The organism is Cellulosimicrobium sp. E-16, from assembly GCF_049913115.1.
Taxonomy (GTDB): Bacteria; Actinomycetota; Actinomycetes; order Actinomycetales; family Cellulomonadaceae; genus Cellulosimicrobium.
The window spans coordinates 1156973-1176813 of sequence record NZ_CP183974.1 but is presented as its reverse complement, the minus strand read 5'-3'; the positions used below and the strand labels follow the sequence as shown (position 1 = coordinate 1176813).

At 72.7% G+C, this 19841-nt stretch carries 17 protein-coding genes; 8 read left to right on the top strand and 9 right to left on the bottom strand.

Annotation, left to right across the window (positions count from 1 at the left end; translation table 11 throughout):
• Positions 1-14 precede the first annotated feature (14 nt).
• The 4 genes from ACN9MS_RS05125 to ACN9MS_RS05110 form a co-directional block, all read right to left on the bottom strand.
• Positions 15-566: a NuoB/complex I 20 kDa subunit family protein gene (locus ACN9MS_RS05125; RefSeq protein ID WP_047234408.1), complete on the bottom strand. Its 552-nt coding sequence runs from the start codon at positions 564-566 to the stop codon at positions 15-17.
• Positions 567-622: 56 nt separating this feature from the next.
• Entirely contained in the window at positions 623-985 is a 363-nt protein-coding gene (locus tag ACN9MS_RS05120; protein ID WP_047234407.1) for an NADH-quinone oxidoreductase subunit A, read from the bottom strand.
• 106 nt (positions 986-1091) lie between these two features.
• Positions 1092-2426 carry a geranylgeranyl reductase family protein gene (locus tag ACN9MS_RS05115; protein WP_426311829.1) on the bottom strand — a complete coding sequence of 445 codons (1335 nt, stop codon included), beginning with the start codon at positions 2424-2426 and terminating at the stop codon, positions 1092-1094.
• A gap of 277 nt (positions 2427-2703) precedes the next feature.
• Positions 2704-3423 (bottom strand): hypothetical protein, encoded by a 720-nt coding sequence (locus ACN9MS_RS05110; RefSeq protein ID WP_426311017.1) that lies wholly within the window; start codon positions 3421-3423, stop codon positions 2704-2706.
• Between the two features lie 201 nt (positions 3424-3624).
• Here ACN9MS_RS05110 and ACN9MS_RS05105 point away from each other — a divergent pair, with 201 nt between their 5' ends.
• The 6 genes from ACN9MS_RS05105 (at position 3625) to ACN9MS_RS05080 (ending at position 11366) form a co-directional block, all read left to right on the top strand.
• Entirely contained in the window at positions 3625-3993 is a 369-nt protein-coding gene (locus tag ACN9MS_RS05105; RefSeq protein ID WP_426311016.1) for a hypothetical protein, read from the top strand.
• On the top strand, positions 3986-4312 hold the full coding sequence (locus tag ACN9MS_RS05100) for a DUF3024 domain-containing protein (RefSeq protein WP_426311015.1): 327 nt from the start codon (positions 3986-3988) through the stop codon (positions 4310-4312). The genes ACN9MS_RS05105 and ACN9MS_RS05100 overlap by 8 nt, the downstream gene beginning before the upstream one ends.
• Positions 4313-4395: 83 nt before the next feature.
• Positions 4396-6276, top strand: coding sequence for a hypothetical protein (locus tag ACN9MS_RS05095; protein ID WP_426311014.1), 1881 nt, complete (start codon positions 4396-4398; stop codon positions 6274-6276).
• Between the two features lie 62 nt (positions 6277-6338).
• A complete protein-coding gene (locus tag ACN9MS_RS05090) occupies positions 6339-6494 on the top strand; it encodes a hypothetical protein (RefSeq protein WP_426311013.1) in 156 nt (51 codons plus the stop codon).
• Between the two features lie 140 nt (positions 6495-6634).
• Positions 6635-8374 carry an ATP-binding protein gene (locus tag ACN9MS_RS05085; protein ID WP_426311012.1) on the top strand — a complete coding sequence of 580 codons (1740 nt, stop codon included), beginning with the start codon at positions 6635-6637 and terminating at the stop codon, positions 8372-8374.
• Entirely contained in the window at positions 8307-11366 is a 3060-nt protein-coding gene (locus ACN9MS_RS05080; RefSeq protein WP_426311011.1) for a type I restriction endonuclease subunit R, read from the top strand. The genes ACN9MS_RS05085 and ACN9MS_RS05080 overlap by 68 nt, the downstream gene beginning before the upstream one ends.
• 58 nt (positions 11367-11424) lie before the next feature.
• On the opposite strand, the gene ACN9MS_RS05075 is transcribed toward ACN9MS_RS05080, so the two are convergent.
• Positions 11425-12120: a demethylmenaquinone methyltransferase gene (locus tag ACN9MS_RS05075; protein ID WP_426311010.1), complete on the bottom strand. Its 696-nt coding sequence runs from the start codon at positions 12118-12120 to the stop codon at positions 11425-11427.
• Between the two features lie 67 nt (positions 12121-12187).
• Here ACN9MS_RS05075 and ACN9MS_RS05070 point away from each other — a divergent pair, with 67 nt between their 5' ends.
• Together ACN9MS_RS05070 and ACN9MS_RS05065 are read left to right on the top strand one after the other, a co-directional pair.
• Positions 12188-13555, top strand: a complete 1368-nt coding sequence (locus ACN9MS_RS05070; RefSeq protein WP_426311009.1) for an isochorismate synthase — start codon at positions 12188-12190, stop codon at positions 13553-13555.
• Positions 13556-13750: 195 nt separating this feature from the next.
• A complete protein-coding gene (locus tag ACN9MS_RS05065; RefSeq protein WP_426311008.1) occupies positions 13751-14197 on the top strand; it encodes a GNAT family N-acetyltransferase in 447 nt (148 codons plus the stop codon).
• A gap of 213 nt (positions 14198-14410) precedes the next feature.
• Here the strand turns inward: ACN9MS_RS05065 and ACN9MS_RS05060 are convergent, their stop codons facing one another.
• The 4 genes from ACN9MS_RS05060 to ACN9MS_RS05045 form a co-directional block, all read right to left on the bottom strand.
• A complete protein-coding gene (locus tag ACN9MS_RS05060) occupies positions 14411-16132 on the bottom strand; it encodes a S1C family serine protease (protein WP_426311007.1) in 1722 nt (573 codons plus the stop codon).
• A gap of 95 nt (positions 16133-16227) precedes the next feature.
• The gene (gene menD / locus ACN9MS_RS05055) at positions 16228-18183 is read right to left on the bottom strand and encodes a 2-succinyl-5-enolpyruvyl-6-hydroxy-3-cyclohexene-1-carboxylic-acid synthase (protein WP_426311006.1); all 1956 of its coding nucleotides are present in this window, start codon (positions 18181-18183) and stop codon (positions 16228-16230) included.
• Positions 18180-19181, bottom strand: a complete 1002-nt coding sequence (locus ACN9MS_RS05050) for an o-succinylbenzoate synthase (protein ID WP_426311005.1) — start codon at positions 19179-19181, stop codon at positions 18180-18182. Before ACN9MS_RS05050 ends, menD begins: the two co-directional genes overlap by 4 nt.
• 52 nt (positions 19182-19233) lie before the next feature.
• On the bottom strand, positions 19234-19839 hold the full coding sequence (locus ACN9MS_RS05045; RefSeq protein ID WP_426311004.1) for a TetR/AcrR family transcriptional regulator: 606 nt from the start codon (positions 19837-19839) through the stop codon (positions 19234-19236).
• Positions 19840-19841: the final 2 nt, after the last annotated feature.

Genomic DNA, 19841 nt, shown 5'->3' with positions numbered 1-19841 from the left:
CGTCTTCTCGTCCGTCACCGCAGCAGCCCCTTCATCTGGAACGTGGGCGTCGCCTCGAGCGCGGCCGCCTCGGCGGCGCGCGCCGCCTCCTTGCGGTTCACGCCGAGCGGCTCGTGCTGGATCTGGTCGTGCAGCGCGAGGATCGCGTTGATGAGCATCTCCGGCCGCGGCGGGCAGCCCGGGAGGTAGATGTCCACGGGCACGATGTGGTCGACGCCCTGCACGATCGCGTAGTTGTTGAACATGCCGCCGCTGGACGCGCACACGCCCATCGACAGCACCCACTTGGGCTCGCTCATCTGGTCGTAGACCTGCCGCACGACCGGCGCCATCTTCTGGCTCACGCGCCCGGCCACGATCATGAGGTCCGCCTGGCGCGGCGAGGCCCGGAAGACCTCCATGCCGAAGCGCGACAGGTCGAACCGCGAGGCGCCCGCGGCCATCATCTCGATCGCGCAGCACGCCAGTCCGAACGTCACGGGCCAGAGCGACGCCTTGCGCAGGTACCCCGCGAGGTCCTCGATCGTGGTCAGCAAGAAGCCCGAGGGAGCTTCCTCGATCCCCATGGTGTTCTCCTAGTTCTCTCGCCGGTGCCCGCTGGCGCGGACGGTCGGTCGCACGCTCAGTCCCACTCGAGACCACCCCGGCGCCACTCGTAGACGAACGGGACGGTGATGAGCGCGAGGAACGCGAGCATCGCGACGAGGCCGAAGGTCGCGAGCGTCGCGAAGTCGACCGCCCACGGGTAGAGGAAGACGACCTCGATGTCGAAGACGATGAACGTCATGGCGACGAGGTAGTACTTGATCGGGAAGCGCCCGCCGCCGATCGCGTGGGGCGTGGGCTCGATGCCGCACTCGTAGGCGTCGAGCTTGGCGCGGTTGTAGCGCTTGGGGCCGATGACCGCGCTCGCGGCCACACCGCCGAGAGCCAGCACGGCGGCCACGCCCATGAGGACGAGAAGCGGTACGTACGGGTTGGTCATCGCGTACTCCTCGAGTGGGGGCTCGGGACGGGGACGCCCGGGCGGTGCCCGGGAAGACCTGCAGGTGGTGCGAGCGCCCGCGTCGTTGCGGGCCCACCTCGTGGGCTCATGACGAGGGCACCACCCTCGTCAGCCCCGCGATGACGCGGTCGACCCAGTCGCCGCCGCGGGGCTCGTAGCAGTCGGACAGGAGCTTGAGGACGAACCGCATGACGACCGGGCGCGGGAGCCCGTAGCGCGTGCAGATCCGCATGATCTCGGGGTGCTCGATGAGCTTCACGAAGTACCGGCCGAGCGTGTAGTAGCCGCCCAGCTCGCGACGCATGATCCGCGGGTAGGTCTGCAGCGCGCGCTCACGGCCGCCGTCGGTGAGCCGCACGCGCGACTGGGCGACGACGTCGGCCGCCGCCCGCCCGGCCTGCATCGCGTACGCGATGCCCTCGCCGTTGAACGGGCTGACCATGCCGCCCGAGTCGCCCACGAGGAGCACGCCGCGCGTGTACAGAGGCGACCGGTTGAAGCCCATGGGGAGCGCCGCGCCGCGCACGGGCGCGAGCCGGTTCTCCTCGGTGAACTCCCACTCCTCGGGCGCGTTGCGCATCCAGGTGGCGAAGAGGTCCTTGTAGTCGACGTTCGCCGCCGACTGGCGCGCCGGGGTCGAGCTCACCGAGCCGAGCCCGACGTTCGCGGTCCCGTCGCCGAGCGAGAAGATCCAGCCGTAGCCGGGCAGCAGGTTGGACTCGCGGGGCTTGCCGTCCCACAGCTCGAGGTGCGACTCCATCCACGGGTCGTCGTGGCGCGGGGTGCGGAAGTAGGTGCGGACGGCGACGCCGATCGGGCGGTCCTCGCGGCGCGCGAGGCCGAGCGCGAGCGCGAAGCGCGACGAGACGCCGTCGGCGGCGATGACGACGGGCGCGCGGTAGGTGACCTCGTCGCCCGCACGCCGTCCCTTGTCGTCCACGGGTCGCGCGGTGACGCCGACGACACGGCCGGTGCGCTCGTCGAGCACGGGGCCCGTGACGGCGGTGCGCTCCAGGAGCTTGGCCCCCGTGCGCTGCGCGTGCTCGGCGAGGGTCCGGTCGAACGAGTGGCGCGCGCGGGCCATGCCGTAGCTCGGGTAGGACGCGAGGTCGGGCCACGCGAGCGCCCACGAGCGGCCGCTCGCGACGACGCGCAGGCCCTCGTTGCGGATCCAGCCGTCCTCGGCGCGCGTCGGGACGCCCATGCGCACGAGCTCGGCGACCGCGCGGGGCGTCAGACCGTCGCCGCAGATCTTGTCGCGCGGGAACGAGGACTTCTCCAGCAGGAGGACGCTCAGCCCGGCGGCGGCGCAGTAGTGGGCCGCCGCGGAGCCCGCCGGACCCGCGCCCACGACGATGACGTCGGCGTCGTCGAGCCTCGCGCCCACCGTGCTCACCTCACCGTCCGGTCGTCGGGACATCTCCTGGCGGTCCACCGTGACCCGGGTCGGGACACGGCGCACCCACGGTCCTTGTGAAGTCGGTCACAATGGACATCGCCACTCTAGTCACTCCCGACGCGGGATGTGTAGCAAGGCGACCCTTCCCTGGGAGATCTTGTGACGAAGGTCCTCGGGCCCGACGACTCCCGGCCCTGTGGCTCAGGACCGGCGGGCAAGGGACCCGGCCCGTCGATGGCCTAGCCTCTCCGCGCCGCCCCGGGTCCCGGAGCGCGCGGCCGGTTCGTGTCGCCGCAGGTCAGCGTCCGCTGGACGACGCCGTGTGCCGCCGCCCGAGTCGGGCGAGCACCAGCCCGGCACCGGCCGCGAGCGCCGCGGCGACCGCGAGCCCCCACGCGTCCGCCCCGGTGCGCGCCAGCCCGGGACCGGTCGACGGCGGCTCCCCCGGGACGATCGGCGGGGCGGCGTCCGCGACGCCCACGAGGTGCACGGTCTCCAGCACCCCGGCGACCGAGCGGCGCGTGGACGACGGGGCGGCCGCGGACATCGCGACGCTGACCTCCACCGGGCCCACCTCCCCGGGGTCGAGCACGGGCCCCTCCCAGGTCGCGGCGCCCAGCACCGCGCCGTCCAGCCGGACGTCGAGCCACGCGCCGAGCCCCGTCCGCGCGGCCGTCGGGTCGACGTCGGGCGCGAGGTCGACGAGGACGCGCGCCGCCGTCGGGCCGTCGTTGCGGACCCACAGGTCGCGCGCGACCGTCGCGCCCGGCACGACGAGCGCGTCCGGCCCGAAGAGCGACGCCGGGAGCCCGGGGGCCCACGTGGCGCCGTCAGCGCTCAGCCGGAGCGCGTCCTCCTCCCCCGACGCCGCGCCCGCGCCCGCCGCAGCCCCCACCGCGGGCCCCGCCGCGGCACTCGCCGTCGTCCCCACCGCGGCCTGGCCCGGCCCGGCGAGCACGACCGCGAGCAGCACCCCGGCGAGCGCGCGTCGCGCTCCTCGGCCCGACCCCCAGCTCACGGCGTCACCGCCGGGGACCTCCGGCGACGTGAGCGGGACGGCTGGTTCGATCCCGAACAGAACAAGGCGTTCCTTCCCGAAATCGACCCCGACGAGCAGTACGTCCTCGCCGAGGGCGATCTGCTCGTCTCGCGAGCGAACACACCCCGGTACGTCGGTGACACTGCGGTCGTCCACGAACTCGAAGGCAGAGGACTGTACTTGAGCGATCTCATGTATCGGCTGCACGTCGAGGGCTTCGACGCCGACTTCGCGTCGATGGCACTGCGCGCGCCACGCGTTCGGCAGGAGATCGAGACAATCGCCCGCGGAACCTCGCGCTCCATGGCGAAGCTCCGAGGCGAAGACATCGCGAGCCTGGACATTCCCGCCGTCGAACTCTCAAAGCAGCAGGCGATCGGACAGCAGGACATCGCCGCGCGGGCAGTGCTGCGGTCGCGTCGTGGTGAACTCGAAAGGTCTGTCGAGATGCTCACCGAGTACAAGCAGTCGCTCATCACCGCCGCCGTGACGGGCGAGTTCGACGTGACCTCAGCATCGGGAAGGGGGATGCCCGGTGCCGATGCCTGAGACGGACGTCGCGCGCATCCGCCGCTGGTGCGCGGCGCAGGTCCCCGAGCACCTGTGGGACCAGGTCAAGGTCGAGGCCGACGTGACACCGCGGCACGTGACGATCGTCGAGGTCCGCCCGCCGTGGGACGGCGTCGGCGAGCCCACGCGCTTCCCGATCACGCGCCTGCGCTGGACGCAGTCGGCCGAGCGGTGGTCGCTCTACTGGCGCGACCGCAACCTGCGCTTCCACGAGTACGACCGCAAGCGCCCGACCAGGAACGTCCAATCCCTGCTCGACCACGTCGACAGCCGCACCGACCCGATCTTCTGGGGATGAGTGCCAGGCCATGTATGTCGGTCCTCGGCCGTGTCGGTGCAGGCCGGTAACCTTCCGCCCACCGAGACTCCAGGGGAGACGCGATGACGCAGGTGCTGGAAGCAAGAACGGCGGGAGCCACGGACACGAGGCCGTCGCTCGACTATCGATCATTCGCCACCGTCGACGACGCACCCGGCTGGAGAGTGACGGCACTCGATCAGCTCGCAACCTGGCTCCGCAGCAAGAAGAGACTCGATCTCGACCTCGGGATCGACGGCACTCATCAAGTCCTCGACCGAGTCGTGACCGTGCGCCATCACGAGGCGTCACACGTCAGCGCCTTCCGCCTCGTCATGGAAGAGGACAACGACGGAGGACACTGGACCACTCGCGTCATGGTGGTCGAGGACGCTCGCGGAACGGGCTGGGTCTCGGTCGACGTCGTGAGCGCGGCACGCCAGTACGTCGGCACGCCGTGGGCGGCACGATACTTCCTGGATGCGCTCAGCCTGACGGACGCGGGCTATCCACTCCGGTCGGTTCCACGGGTGATGGGAGTCGCGGCGATCCCGGAGCTCGTCACCGCACTCACCGACCCCCGTCGTCGCGCCCCCGTGTACGTGACGGGGACCGACGCAACCCTCGGAATCCCATTCGACACATGGGTGGAGCGCGTCACCACCTGGACGAGCGACGTGGCCGGCCTCGCCCACGTCGTGGTTCTCGACCCGGTCGCGACCGCAGCCTTCGAAGAGAATGTCGGTCGGGAGTGGGCGGCACCAGCCTGGGCGATCCGCACCTACCAGCCAGGCCTCGATCTCGATGACGGCTCTCCGTGGCGCCACCGCCTCCTCGGGACGCAGAGACTTGTCGACCACAGTGACGGAGCGACGCGCCGCCTGCTCGGACGCACCGCACGAGCACTGACCGCAAGCCAGAGACCGCCCTCGCAACTCGTCACGTGGCGACGAAAGTTCGACCGGCTCGAGACGTCCGTCCTGACGGATGCGATCGACGAGCTCTCGGTCGAAGCATTCACGACGTCCCCGACGCCAGCAGCATCGGCAGCCTCCGACCTCGACCTGGTCGACCCACCGAGCCACCAGACCGACGCCCGCGCCACGCCGATCCCACAGGCAGACCCCGCGCTGATGGTGGCGCGCGAGCTCGGCCGGGTCCAGTCGGTGCTCGGCCTCGATGACCTTGAGGACGCGACCCTCACGGCGCTCGCCGCCAGGATGCGCAAGGACACGATGCTGCTTGCCGACACGCGGGCGCGCCTCCAGGCACAGGACGCACGGATCGAACAGCTCGACGAGGACCGCAACCGGCTTCGCGACGAGCTCGAGACCTCGGCACTGGAGACGCTCGTCGCGCAGGACGAGATCGCGAGCCTCAAAGACCGCAACGTCTGGCTGGGCAAGGAACTGGCCCGTCACAACGACCACGCGACAGCCTTCATGCCGTTGCCGGAGGGAACGAGCACCGACTATCCGACCTCGTACGAGGGACTGCTGGAACGGGTGGAGGAACTGCGCAGCCATGGTCTGCACGTCACCGCAGACGAGAGACGGGCTTGCGAGCTCGACGCGGTCGACACCAACGGGCAGACGGTCCGCACTGCCTGGGACGCACTGCTCACGCTTGTCGACTACAAGCGGGCGTGCGACGAGGGAAGTTTCGCGGGAGACATGCGGAGCTACCTGGCGAACACGCCACCGGGCTTCCGCAACGTGCCGCCCAAGAAGTACGCCTCCGGCGAGACGCAGGCCACGATGGACCAGTACGGCGACGAGCGGGTGTTCGCTGTCCCCGACCTCATCTCCACGTCGGGCCGGGCCACGATGACGCAACACTTCAAGCTCGGCAAGATCGGCATGGTCTCGCCGCGGCTGTACTACTACGACGACCATGACGGGCCGTCAGGCCTGATCGTCGTCGGTTACATCGGACGACACCTGCGGAACACCCAGACCAACTGACACCGCGCTTCGTTTCAACCTGGTCCGCGCGGCTGTCCAGCGCGAACGAACGCGGGTCGTCCATGGACAAGGACAAGGACAAGGACATGGGCAGGATCGCCGCGACGAAGCAGTGGCTGCGCGGCCGCGGCCACACACCGGCACGGCTCCTCGACGTGGGGCGGCAGCTCCCCCGCACCGAGAGGGTTCTCCGCGAGGTCCTCGACATCCTCTCGTGAGCACCTCCGGCGCGGGATGTCGCACGAGCGGCGGGCTGACTCTGGTGCGCACGACACGGACATGCGACCCTTGCATCGACATAGACATGGACATGGATGTCCATGTGTCGCGCAAGACGACGAGCATCGGGGAAGATTCCATGACTGGCGACGAGACCGCGGGGCTGATCGAGTCGTTGAGGCTCGTCCGGGCCGAGTCGGCAGTAGCCGAGGTCAAGAGTGGCGCAGGCGGTTTCCCTGATTCCGTCGTCGAATCCCTCGTCTCGTTCGCGAACACCGAGGGCGGCACGATACTCATCGGGATCGACGAGGCCGCCGGCTTCGTACCGGTCGATCTTCCAGATCCGGGTGCAGCACGCGACCACCTCGTCGGGATCGCGAGCGACGCGATCACGCCGCCGCTTCGCATCCAGGCTGACGTCGTCCGGTTCGAAGGCAAATCGGTCGTCACCGCCTTCGTCCCCCCGCTCCCCGTCGACCAGCGCCCCGCGTTCGTGACCCGAAAGGGTGTCACGGGCGGCGCATACATCAGAGTGGGTGACGGGGACCGGTTGATGACCCACGCCGAGATCGCGCTGACCGTGGCCGGACGAGCACAGCCGACCTACGACTGCGAGGAAGTCCCGGGAACCAGTCGTGCCGACCTCGACGAAGGACACCTCCTGCGCGCGCTCCAACGGGTCCGAAGCGGTTCGTCACGGATGCGCGACGCCTCGGACGAGGTCGTGCTGCACCGCCTGGGGATCACGACGTCCCCACGGCCCGACGCCCCACTCACCCTGGCTGGGCTCCTGACCTTCGGGGAGTATCCGCAGCAGTACTTTCCTCAGCTCATGGTGTCCGTCGTCGTACGTCCGGCTGCAACGGCGAGCGGTCCTCGGTTCCTCGACAACGTCTCGGCGCGTGGACCCATCCCGGAGATGGTCCAGGACGCGCTCGACGTGGTGACGCGGAACGTCGCCGTCCGGGCGATCATGAGCGAGCGTGGACGTCGCGACGAGCACGAGTACCCCTTGCTCGCTGTTCGCGAAGCCATCGTCAACGCCTTGCTGCATCGCGACTACAGCCCGGTCACTCGGGGAACGCAGGTGCAGGTCGAGCTCGACCCGGAGGCGCTGGTGATCAGGAGCCCTGGTGGCCTCTTCGGGGGCATCTCGACCGACGAACTCGGCGAGAGCGGGGTCTCGTCCTCCCGAAACGCGCGGCTCGCGGTGCTGCTCGCCGACACGTACCTGCCCCACAGCACCGAGATCGTTGCTGAGAATCGAGGCTCCGGGGTGCCCGAGATGATCTCGTTGGCTCGCAGCCAAGGACTTCCGAGACCGGAGTTCCGCAGCAAGCTCACGTCCTTCACCGTGACCATGAAGCGCTCCGAACTGCTGTCGCCCGAAGTCCGACGATGGATCGACAGCCTTCGCCTCCCTCGGACGCATGCCCATGAGATCGCCGCCGCCATGCTCCGCTCGGGGTACGTCACGAACGAGATCCTTCGTGAATGGGGCGTCGATCGCGTCGAGGCGACCGCGGTCCTCCGAGACCTCGTGAGTGCTGGCGTCGCAGCAAGAGAGGGCGGCCGGCGTTACGCGAGGTATGTGCTCGCAGACCGGTCGACGCCACCACCGCAGGCGGACTCGTTCTCCGGGCTCTCAGCGGAGCCACCGCGTGTCCGTCACGACTCCCCGACCGAGGCTGCGATCCGACGGCTCGGCTCCGCCACGTCGAACGAACTTGCCGCCGCGACCGGCAAGAACCGGAAGACGGTTCTCCGTCACCTCGACGCACTCATCGAGGCCGGCCTCGTCGAAGGCGTGGGTGCGCCGCGTAGCACGAAGCGCAGATATCGATGGACCGGCCACAGCGAGACAGGAACCCACGAATGAGCGTCCACACCGAGTCCGCGTTCGAGTCGAGCATCGAGGTCACCTGCTCGCTCACGGGTGGAGCGCGCTCGCGCCCAGCGGCTACGACCGCGAGCTCGGCCTCTTTCCAGACGAGCTGCTCGGATTCGTCGAGGACTCCCAGCCGCAGCAGTGGCAGCAGCTCGTCACCCGGCTCGGGGGTGACGGCCCTGCCCGCGCACGCGTCGTCCAGCACGTCGCGGGACTGCTCGACCACCGCGGCACGGTCAGCGTCCTGCGCGAGGCGATCAAGCTCAACGGTGTGACGTTCCGCGTGTGCTTCTTCAAGCCGGCCAACACGCTCACCCCTGCCCTGCAGGAGCGGTACGCGGCAAATCGGACCGCCGTCGTCCGCCAGCTCCACCACAGCGAGTCCGCACCTGCGCTCTCGCTGGACGTCACGCTCGTCGTCAACGGGATCCCCACGGCGAGCGCCGAGCTGAAGAACACCCTCACGCACCAGGGCGTGCAGGAGGCGATGCAGCAGTACCGCACCGACCGGAATCCTTCCGACCTGATCTTCCGGGCGCGCACCGTCGTGCACTTCGCCGTCGACCCGCACCAGGTCTACATGACGACCCGGCTCGCCCGGGACACGACAAGGTTCCTTCCCTTCAACCAGGGCAGCGGTGGAGCAGGCCACAAGGGCGGCGCAGGCAACCCGACGACCGCGGCCGGGTACGCGACGTCGTACCTGTGGGAGCAGGTGTGGCAGCGGGATGCTTGGCTCGACCTGTTGGGGTCGTTCGTCCACATGTCCGACATCGGTGGCGAGCGCGTCACGCTCTTCCCTCGGTACCACCAGTGGCACGCAGTCCGGTCGATCCTCGCCGCGACGCTGCGCGACGGCGCCGGGACGAACCGGCTGATCCAGCACTCGGCAGGGTCGGGGAAGTCCAACACGATCGCCTGGACCGCACACCGGCTGTCCCGACTGCACGGTGGCGACGACACACCGATCTTCGACAAGGTCGTCGTCATCACCGATCGGGTCGTCCTCGATCGCCAACTCCAAGACACGGTCGCCGGGCTTGAGCACACACCGGGAACGATCGTCCGGGTCGACAAGAACTCCGCGCAGCTCCGAGACGCCCTGTCCGGGCACGCCGCCCGGATCGTCGTCACCACGCTGCAGAAGTTCCCCGTGGTCGCCGAGCTCGCGGCGGACGTCGTCGGTAGCAGGTTCGCCGTCCTCGTCGACGAGGCCCACTCCTCGACGTCGGGCGAGGCCATGAAGAAGCTGCAGGAGGTGCTATCCGCAGCGGAGATCGCCGCGATACCCCCAGAGGATCTCGGCGACCCCGCCGTTGACGAGGGCGTCGACCTCGGAACCGACGTCATCGCCCACTCCGCCGCGGCGCGGCGCGCCCAGCAGAACCTCACCTACATCGCGTTCACCGCGACGCCCAAGCCCAAGACGCTCAACACCTTTGGCACGAAGATCCCGGGTGCTGCAGGCGAGCGGGACACGTACGAGCCCTTCCACCTGTACTCGATGCGCCAGGCGATCGAGGAGTGCTTCATCCTTGACGTGCTCGCGAGCTACACCACCTTCACGACGTACTTCAAGCTCGTGTCAACCGCCCCGGACGACCCGGAGGTCCCCGTCGACAAGGCACGGGCAGAGATGGCTCGGTTCATCTCCCTGCATCCGACCAACCTGCGCGCGAAGGCCGAGATCATCGTCGAGCACTTCCGTGGCAAGACCCGCGGCAAGATCAACGGGCACGCCAAGGCGATGGTCGTCACCCGCTCCCGACTGCATGCCGTGCGCTACAAGCAGGAGATCGACGCGTACATCCGCGAGAAGGGGTACGACGTCGGCCCTCGTCCCCTGCACGCACTCGTCGCCTTCTCCGGCACGCTCGACCACCAGGGCGTCACGTATGCCGAGGCGACGATGAACGGGTTCAAGGAGGGCGAGCTACCGTCCCGGTTCGCCACCGACGAGCACCACTTGCTCGTCGTCGCCGAGAAGTACCAGACGGGTTTCGACCAGCCGCTCTTGCACACGATGTACGTGGACAAGAAGCTCGCGAACGTCAAGGCGGTCCAGACCCTCTCGCGGCTCAACCGCACCCACCCCGGCAAGACCGACACGTTCGTCCTCGACTTCGCGAACACCGTCGAAGAGATCCAGGACGCGTTCGCGCCGTTCTTCGAGACGGCGAGCACGCTCGCGGTGGATCCGAACGACGCCTACACCATGCAGCACACGCTCATGGCTGCGCACATCCTCGACCCTGATGAGATGGACATCGCGGTACGGGCCCTCCTCTCCGGGCAAGCGTCGCAGCAGAAGGTGGTCTACGCACAGCTCGGTCGAGCCGTCGAGCGCTTCGTCGCGCGCGACGACCACGACCAACAGGCATTTCGCGACACCCTGACGTCGTACGTTCGCGCCTACACGTTCCTCGCCCAGGTCATGACCTGGACCGATCGCGACCTCGAGCGTCTCTACCTGTTCGGCAAGGCGCTGCTCACACAGCTTCCACACGCCGAGACCGACCCGATGCCGCTCGTCTCCGACCAGGTCGAGCTCACGCATCTGCGCACCGCCCTCACGGCAGAGGAGGAGAACGCGGCGCTCAGCGAGGGCGACGACACGCCTGGCGACCCGCTCCCCGGCGCGGGCAAGGGCGGGCAGGATCCTCTCGTGGACAAGCTCTCGGCGCTGGTCGAGCGGCTCAACGACAAGTTCGGCGTCGGCACGACCGACGCCGACAAGGTCTGGTTCGAACAACAGCGCCTCGAGATCGAGGCGGACGACGAGCTCCGGGTGGTCGCGCTCCACAACTCCCGCGACGCCTTCGATCTGGTCCTGCGCGAGAGGGTCCCCCACCACGTCGCCAACCGTCAGGCGGAGAACGGCAAGATGTTCGACCTGTTCTTCAACCAGCCACGGTTCCAGCAACTCGTGCTCGAGTACCTCGGTGAGACGTACGACACGTTTCGCGGGGACACGACCGCCTGACCTCCCGGGCACCCGTGGCGAGGTAGAACTACGATGCCTCCCCACGCCGTCGGGCCGGCTATGCGGGGCGCGTGCCCCGGTGGAGCGCGACGATCCCGCCGGAGAGGTTGCGGTAGGCGACCTTCTCCCAGCCCGCACGGAGCAGGAGCCGGCCGAGCCCGACCTGGTCGGGCCAGGCCGCGATGGACTCCGCGAGGTACTCGTACGAGCCGCCCTCGCGCGTCACCGCGGCAGCGATGCGCGGCAGCGCCTGCACGAGGTACTCCTGGTAGACGACGCGGAACGGCGCCCACGTCGGGGTCGAGAACTCGCAGATCACGACCCGCCCGCCCGGGCGCACGACGCGCAGCATCTCGCGCAGCGCGCCCTCCGTGTCGACGACGTTGCGCAGCCCGAACGAGATCGTCACGGCGTCGAACGTGCCGTCCGCGAACGGCAGGCGCGTCGCGTCACCGGCGACGAACGGCAGGTCGGGCCGGTGCTCCTTGCCGACCTGGAGCATGCCGAACGAGAAGTCGCACGGCACGACGCGCACCCCGTCGTCGGCGAACGGCTCGGACGACGTCCCGGTCCCGGCCGCGAGGTCGAGGACCTTCTCGCCCGGCAGCGCGCCGACCGCGCGCACCGTCGCCCGGCGCCAGGCACGGTCCTGGCCGAACGACATGATGTCGTTCGTCAGGTCGTAGCGCGAGGCGATCCCGTCGAACATCGACGCGACCTCGGAGGGCTTCTTGTCCAGGTTGGCGCGGGGCATGCCGCCCATGCTTCCACGTCCCCGCACCGCAGGGCGCACCCGCGTGCGCGGCTTACGCTGGGAGGCGATGACTGCAGAACCGTCGGCCACGGCCGCACAGCCCCACCCTCTGGTCGTGAGGACCACCCGGATCCCTGACCTGCCCGGCGGTCTGGACGCCCTGGTCGACCTCCTGCCCGACGCGCGGCCCCTCGCCTGGGTGCGCCGCGGCGACGGGATCGTGGGCTGGGGCGAGGCGCTGCGGCTCGAGACCTGGGGTCCGGGCCGGTTCGCCGACGCCGAGGCCGCGTGGCACGAGACGCTCGCACGCGCCGTCGTGCGGGACGAGGTCGGGCTGCCCGGGACGGGACCGGTCGCGTTCGGCTCGTTCGCGTTCGACGACTCCGCCCCCGGCGACGACGCCCACGACCCGGTCCGCGCGGGCGGCGTGCTCGTCGTGCCGCGCGTCGTCGTCGGCCGGCGCGACGGGCAGGCGTGGCTCACGACCGTCGACACCGCGGGCTCGCTCTCGTCCTCCCCGACCGACGCGCTGCGGCGCACGCCCCGCGCGCCCGTCACGTCGCCCGGCGAGGTGGCGTGGCACGACGGCGCGCTGCGGGCCGACGACTGGGCGGCCGTCGTGGCGGAGGGGGTCGAGCGCATCCGCTCGGGCGCGCTCGAGAAGGTCGTGCTGGCGCGCGACGTCGTCGCGCACACCGCCGAGCCCGTGGACCCGCGCTGGCTGCTCTCCCGGCTCGCCTCGGCGTACGAGGCGTGCTGGACGTTCTCCGTCGACGGCCTCGTCGGCGCGACGCCCGAGCTCCTGGTCCGCAGCGAGAAGGGGCTCGTCACGTCGCGCGTGCTCGCGGGGACGATCCGCCGCGGCGGGCTGTCCGACGACGAGGCGCTCCTGCGGTCGGCCCAGCTCGCCCGGTCGTCGAAGGACCTCGAGGAGCACGAGTACGCCGTGCGGTCCGTCGCTCAGGCGCTCGCCCCGTTCTGCTCGTCGATGAACGTGCCCGACGCGCCGTTCGTGCTGCACCTGCCGAACGTCATGCACCTCGCGTCGGACGTGACGGCGGTCCTCGCGCGCGGTGCTGTCGTCCCGGGCTCCTCGGGCGGTGCGGCGGCGGGGCCCACGAGCCTCGCGCTCGCCGCGGCCCTGCACCCGTCGGCGGCCGTGTGCGGCACCCCGACGAGCGTCGCGCGCGAGCTCATCCGGGAGATCGAGGGCATGGACCGCGGTCGCTACGCGGGGCCGGTCGGGTGGCTCGGCGCGGACGGCGACGGCGAGTGGGGCATCGCGCTGCGCTCGGCCGAGCTCTCGGCCGCGGACCCCCGGTCGGTGCGGCTGTTCGCCGGGTGCGGGATCGTCGCCGCGTCCGACCCGGCGGCGGAGGTCGCCGAGTCGGAGGCGAAGCTCGAGCCGATGCGCTTCGCGCTCGGCGGGGCCTGACGGCCGCGGGGCCCGGCGCGGGCGTGCGGAACGTCACCCCCGCCGACTTTCGACCGCCACCCGGACGGCCGGGCCCGGCGCCCTCGGCGCTGCTAGGTTCGGGAGGTGTCCGACTCCTCCCAGTTTTCCCGTCCCCGCTCCACCGCCCCGTCCGGCGTGCTCGTCCGTCGGGCCGTCGTCGCCGACCGTGACGCCGTGTGGCCGCTCGTCCTCGAGCTGCCCCGCCACGACCCCGAGCGAGAGGCGTTCGAGCGGTCCTTCGGGCCCCTGCTCGCCGCGCTCGACACGTACTTCGCGGTGGCGGAGCTGCCCGACCACGGCGTCGTGGGGTACCTGCTCGCGAACCGGCACCTGACCTTCGCGTCCAGCGGCGTCGTCTGCCGGGTCGAGGAGGTCGCCGTCCTCCCGTCGCACCGCCGCCAGGGCATCGGCCGGCTCCTCCTCGACAGCGCCGAGGAGTGGGCGGCCGAGGTCGGCGCGCGCCGCGTCGGCCTCGCCACCGGTCTCTCCAAGGAGTTCTACGTCTCCGGCGGCTACGCCGAGACCGCCGGCTTCTTCACCAAGCGCGTGGAGGCACCGACCTCGCCGGCTGCGTCGGACGCCGACGCGACGTGGGCGCCGAGCGCCGCCGCCACCGACTGAGCGGGGCACCACCGACGACGAGCGGCCGGCACGGGATCCGTGCCGGCCGCTCGGTGCGGTGGCCCGACCGCGGGGGGACGTCCGCGGTCCGGCCACCCGCCCGCCGCGGTCAGAGGTCACGGCGGGACGTGGCGCGGGGTGCGGGTCGCGCGTGCCGGCACGACGACCCGCCCCCGCAGATCGGGGGCGCCCCTCGCGGGACGCCCGTCAGGGTCAGCCCTGGCCGCCGAAGAACCAGTCGAACGGGTTCGGCACGTTGCCCGGGTCGGTCGGGTCGGTCTGCTGACCCTGGTCGCCGCCCTGCTCGCCACCCTGGCCGGGGAGCTGGCCCTGGCCGTCCTGGCTGCCGTCCTGGCCCGGGAGCTGGCCCTGGCCGTCCTGCGAGCCCTGGCCGGTGGTCTCGTCGTCCGCGGGGCGCGTCGCGAGGGTGACGTCGAGCTCGAGCGTCTTGCCGTCGCGCACCACGGTCAGCGTGGACTTCGCGCCCGCGGCGCGCTCGCGGACGAAGGCCGTGAGCGACTCCGCGCCGCCGACGGCGTGGCCGTCGATCTCGACGATCACGTCGCCGGACCGGATGCCGGCGTCGGCCGCGGGCGACCCGTCGGTCACCTCCTGGACCTCGGCACCGCGGCGCGTGACGCCGTCCGCGGTCGCGGTCGCGTCGGCGAGCGTCACGCCGAGGAAGGCGTGCTCGGCGCTGCCGTTCTCGATGAGCTGCTCGCCGATCGACTTCGCGAGGTTCACCGGGATGGCGAACCCGAGCCCGATCGAGCCGGACTGGGTGCCGCCGCCCGAGAGCGTCGCGATCGACGACGTGATGCCGATGACACGACCCTGCGCGTCGAACAGCGGGCCGCCCGAGTTGCCGGGGTTGATCGCGGCGTCGATCTGGATCGCGTTCGTCACGACGGACGTGCCGCCGTCCTCGCCGGACGCGGACACCGGGCGGTCCACCGCCGAGACGATGCCGGTCGTCGCCGTGTTCGCGAGGCCGAGCGGGTTGCCGACCGCGAGGACGGACTCGCCGACGCTCACGTCGTCGGAGTCGCCGAGGGTCGCGGGCTGGAGGTCGTCGGGCGCGTCGACGAGCTGCACGACGGCGAGGTCGGTCGCCGGGTCGAGCCCGACGATCTTCGCCTCGAACAGGCGCCCGTCGCTGAGCGTCACCTGGACGGTGTCGTTCTCCGCGCCGGAGACGACGTGGTTGTTGGTCACGACGTGGCCCTGGTCGTCGATGATGACGCCCGACCCCTCGGCGCCGCCCTGCGAGGTCTGCACCTGGATCGCGACGACCGACGGTGCGACGGCCTTCGTCACGGCCTCCCAGTCGGGGTTCTGCGACGACGAGTCGGACACCGGCGCGGCCGTGTTCTCCTGGTGCTGGCCGACGTCCGCGAGCGACGCCGAGTCCTGGTCGGCGCCGAACGCACCGGTGAGACCGGCGGTGCCGACGCTCGCGAGGACCGCGGCCGCCGCGGCGGCGCTCACGACGGGCACCCACGTGCGCCGCCGCTTCGGGGCGCCTGCCTCGCCCTGCGCGGTCGGGACCGGCGGCGCGGGCGGCGGCCCGAAGCTGCCGGACGGCGCGTGCGGCCCGGGCTGCGCGGGGCGTGCGTACGGGTTGGGCATCGGCGTCGCCGCGCTGTGCGCCGTGGGGGCGGGCTGCGGCGTGGAGAGATGCTGCACGTGCTGCGGCGCGCCGAGCGGCTGCGTCGGGTGCGTCGTGGGGTGCGCCGTGGTCGGCGGGAGCGGCTGGGTCGCGGCGACGGGAGCCAGCGGCCGCGTCGGCGTCCCGGCGGGCGACTCGGCAGCGACCGACGCGGCACGCTCGGCGGCGGCGGGAGTCGTGGCGGCGGGAGTGGCGGCCGGCGTCGACGCGGGCGCGTCGGGGGCCGGCGTGGTGGGGGTGGGCTCCGTGCCCGGGGTGTTCGTCATGGTGGGCCTCCTCGGTTCTGCCCACTACTTCACACCGCCGCGCTTGAACGAGGCTTGAACGAGCCTGGGAGTTCGCTGCGAGTTCTGGCCCCTCGTCAGCGACCCGCCACGACCGCCTCGCGGACCGCGTCGCGCACCCGCTTCCCCAGGCGCAGACCGGCCTCTCGCCGCTCCGCCCGGGACACGCGCACCTCCAGCACCTGGACGCCGTGGCTCGGGGCGGCCAGCGCGTGCCGCAGCGAGGGGACGTCCTGCACGAGCTGGTGGTCCACGCCGTACCCGGCGCAGAGCTGGGCCAGGTTCGCCCCGTGGGGGGTCGCGAAGACCCGCTCGAACGTGCGGCCCGCCGCCGCGGACGTCGCACCGAGCCCGCCGGGCTCGAGCCCCGCGAAGATCGAGCCGCCGTCGTCGTTCACCACGACGAGCTGCAGGTCGACGTGCGGCTCGTGCGGACCGCGCAGGAGGCCGCCCGCGTCGTGGAGGAACGTGAGGTCGCCGAGCAGCGCGCGCGTGCGTCGGTGCGGGCGGCCGGTGGCCACCGCCGCGCCGAGCGCGGTGGACACGGTGCCGTCGATCCCGGCGAGGCCGCGGTTCGCCAGGACGCGCGGAACGTCGGCGTCGAGGCCGAGCACGAGGGCCAGGTCGCGCACGGGGTTGGACGACCCCACCACCAGCAGGTCGTCCGGACCGCATCCGCCGACGACGGCGCGCGCCACGCTCGGGCCGTCGGTCAGCGACCCGTCGGTCGCCGCGGCGACGACCTCCGCGGCCGCTGCCGACGCCGCGCGCCAGCGCGCGAGCCACCTCCGGTCGGTGGCGTGGCCCGGCGTCGGCCCGGGCGCGAGCTCGGACAGGTCCGGGGTACCCGGGCGCGGGTCGAGCCACCGCGCCGGTACCGCCGTCAGGACCGTCGACGCGTTGCGCGCGGCGTCGGGCCACGGGCCGGCGCCCGGCGCGACGACGCTCACCTCGACGTCCGGGCGCCCGAGCAGCCGCTGCACCGGCCGCGAGAGCGTCGGACGGCCGAGCACGACGACGTGCTCGGCGCCGGCCACGAGCTCGTCGACACCGAGCACGAGCGCGTGCGCGACGACCATGTTCGGGCCCCCGGCCGAGCCCGACGACGGTTCCGCGAGGAGCGGCCAGCCGCGCGCCTCGGAGAGGTCGCGCGCGACGCGGCCCGCGCCGTCGCCCGCGACGACGACGGTCCGCCCGTCGGGGACCGGCACGGCGACGGGTGCGACCGGCGCGCCGAGGTGCACGGCGACGTCGCCCCGCTGCGCCTCCGACGGCGCGGGCGGCGCCGCGGCGGGCAGCACGACGGCCGAGCGGACGCCGAGCGGGTCGGGGATCGCGGCGGGCGTGCCGGGACCGGTCGCGGCGACGGGGACCAGGGGTTCGCGGTACGCGAGGTCGAGGTGGACCGGGCCGGGGTGCCCCGAGCGCGCGCCGACCGCCTCGGCGAGCGCACGCGTCGCGACGGCGAGGAGGTCGCGCACCTCGCCCGGGCGGCCGTCGGGCGCGGGGACGTCCGCGGCGAACCGCACCGCCGCGCCGAAGATCCCGGCCTGGTGCGTCGTCTGGTTCGCGCCCGTCCCGCGCAGCTCGTGCGGCCGGTCGGCGGTCAGGAGCACGAGCGGGACGCCCGTGTGGTGCGCCTCGAGCACCGCGGGGTGGAGGTTCGCGACGGCCGTCCCGGACGTCGTGACGACCGCCACCGGCCGGGGCAGCGCGACGCCGCCGCGCACGACCGGGCCCGCGCCGCGCGAGAGGCCGAGGGCGAGGAAGCCGGCCGCGCGCTCGTCGACCCGCACGTGCAGCGTGAGGTGCCCGAGGTCGGACGCCGCCGCGAGCGCGTAGGCGAGCGGAGCGCTGCGCGACCCCGGCGCGAGGACGACGTCCGCGACGCCCTCGTGCAGCAGCCGGTGCACGAGCGCGAACGCGCTGCGCACCGCGGACGGCTGCGCGTCGAGGCCGTCGAGCAGCGGATCGAGGGCCGTCACGCCGTCGTGCGGTGCGGCGGCGCCGGGCGTGCCCGCGGGCGCGCTCATCGCGCACCTCCCGCGAGCGCCAGGCCGGCGACGCGGCCGAGCCGCTCGCGCCAGCGGCGGTCCGTCTCGTCGTCGGGCGCGGTGGCCGCGAGCGCCGCGGCGGAGGGCTCGGGGCGGACGACGGGCAGCGCGCCGTCGACGGGCACGAGCGGCGGGTCGGCCACGTCGGCGACGAAGAGGTTGACGGTCGCGAGCCCGCACGCGTAGGGCAGCTCGGGGAGCGCGGCCGCGAGCGCGACGCCCGCGGCGATGCCCACGGACGACTCGAGCGCGGACGACACGACGACGGGCAGGCCGACCTGCTCGGCGAGGTCGAGGCACGCGCGCACGCCGCCCAGCGGCTGCACCTTGAGCACGACGACGTCGGCAGCGTCGGCGCGCACCACCGCGAGGGGGTCCGCGGCCCGGCGGATCGACTCGTCGGCGGCGACCGGCACCGCGGCGTCGCCCCGCTGCCCGCGCCGCACGGCCGCGAGCCCCGCGACGTCGGCGCACGGCTGCTCGACGTACTCCAGCCCGCCCGCCGCGCGGTCGAGCGCGGGGAGCCGCCGCAGCGCCTCGGCGACGTCCCACGCGCCGTTCGCGTCGACACGCACGCGCCCACCCGGGCCGAGCGCGTCGCGCACGGCCTCGAGTCGCGCGACCTCGGCCTCGAGGGGCTCGAGCGCGCCGTCGGGCCCGCGCTGCGCGACCTTGACCTTCGCGGTGCGGCACCCCCCGGACGCGGCGACGAGCTCGCGCGCGCGGTCGGGCCCGACGGCGGGCACGGTGACGTTGACGGGCACGCGGTCGCGCACGGCACCCGGCCAGCCCTGGTGCGCGGCCTCGTGCGCCGCGCGCAACCACGGGGCGGACTCGGCGTCGTCGTAGTCCCAGAACGGCGAGAACTCGCCCCAGCCCGCGTCCCCGCGCAGCAGCACGCCGTCGCGCGCGTCGAGCCCGCGGAAACGCGTGGTCAGAGGGGTGCGGTAGACGACGGTCTCGAGGGGGTCGGGCACGCCTTCCAGGCTAGGCCACCACGGGCGGTCCCACGTCGCCGGCGGTGGGCCGTCAGCTCGCGCGCGGGCGGCCCACGAGCTCGCCGACGAGCAGCACGGCGAGCGCGCGCACGTCGCGGCCCTCGCTCAGCGCGCTCACCGCGGCGCCGTCCACGACGGCGATGAGCAGCCCGGGCGGCACGCTCGCGAGACCGCGCACCGCGAGGAGCTGCCCGACGGCGTCGTCGAGGCCCTGCCGGCCCTCGCCGTAGGCGCGGGCGAGCGCGGGGTAACGACCCGCGCCCACGAGGTGCTCGTAGAAGCCGCGCACCTCGCTCTCGCCCCCGGGCGGCAGGACCGCGTCCACGAGCACGTGCGCGTCCTCGCGCGCGCGGTCACCGCCCCGCGCGGCCCGCTCGGCCGCGCCGCGCGCGTGGGCCGCCCACCCGGCGACGACGACCTCGCCCGCGGCGCCGATGAGGTCGTCGAGGCCGGTGAAGTAGTACGTCGTGGCGGCGAGCGGGACGTCGGCCCGGGACGCGACGGCGCGGTGGGTCACCGATGCCGGGCCCTCCCGGAGGATGAGGTCCGCGGCGGCGCGGACGATCGCGTCGCGGCGCGCGACCCCGCGGGCCTGGCGGCGCGGCGCGGGCCGCGGGTCGACGGTCTCGGTCGGCATGG

Bases quoted from the DNA above. Each gene is read 5' to 3' on its own strand.
- ACN9MS_RS05090 (WP_426311013.1), top strand. From the start codon at position 6,339: ATGGACAAGGACAAGGACAAGGACATGGGCAGGATCGCCGCGACGAAG.
- ACN9MS_RS05125 (WP_047234408.1), bottom strand. From the start codon at position 566: ATGGGGATCGAGGAAGCTCCCTCGGGCTTCTTGCTGACCACGATCGAG.
- ACN9MS_RS05060 (WP_426311007.1), bottom strand. From the start codon at position 16,132: ATGACGAACACCCCGGGCACGGAGCCCACCCCCACCACGCCGGCCCCC.
- ACN9MS_RS05095 (WP_426311014.1), top strand. From the start codon at position 4,396: ATGACGCAGGTGCTGGAAGCAAGAACGGCGGGAGCCACGGACACGAGG.
- menD (WP_426311006.1), bottom strand. From the start codon at position 18,183: ATGAGCGCGCCCGCGGGCACGCCCGGCGCCGCCGCACCGCACGACGGC.
- ACN9MS_RS05120 (WP_047234407.1), bottom strand. From the start codon at position 985: ATGACCAACCCGTACGTACCGCTTCTCGTCCTCATGGGCGTGGCCGCC.
- ACN9MS_RS05100 (WP_426311015.1), top strand. From the start codon at position 3,986: ATGCCTGAGACGGACGTCGCGCGCATCCGCCGCTGGTGCGCGGCGCAG.
- ACN9MS_RS05085 (WP_426311012.1), top strand. From the start codon at position 6,635: ATGACTGGCGACGAGACCGCGGGGCTGATCGAGTCGTTGAGGCTCGTC.
- ACN9MS_RS05075 (WP_426311010.1), bottom strand. From the start codon at position 12,120: ATGCCCCGCGCCAACCTGGACAAGAAGCCCTCCGAGGTCGCGTCGATG.
- ACN9MS_RS05070 (WP_426311009.1), top strand. From the start codon at position 12,188: ATGACTGCAGAACCGTCGGCCACGGCCGCACAGCCCCACCCTCTGGTC.
- ACN9MS_RS05045 (WP_426311004.1), bottom strand. From the start codon at position 19,839: ATGCCGACCGAGACCGTCGACCCGCGGCCCGCGCCGCGCCGCCAGGCC.
- ACN9MS_RS05115 (WP_426311829.1), bottom strand. From the start codon at position 2,426: ATGTCCCGACGACCGGACGGTGAGGTGAGCACGGTGGGCGCGAGGCTC.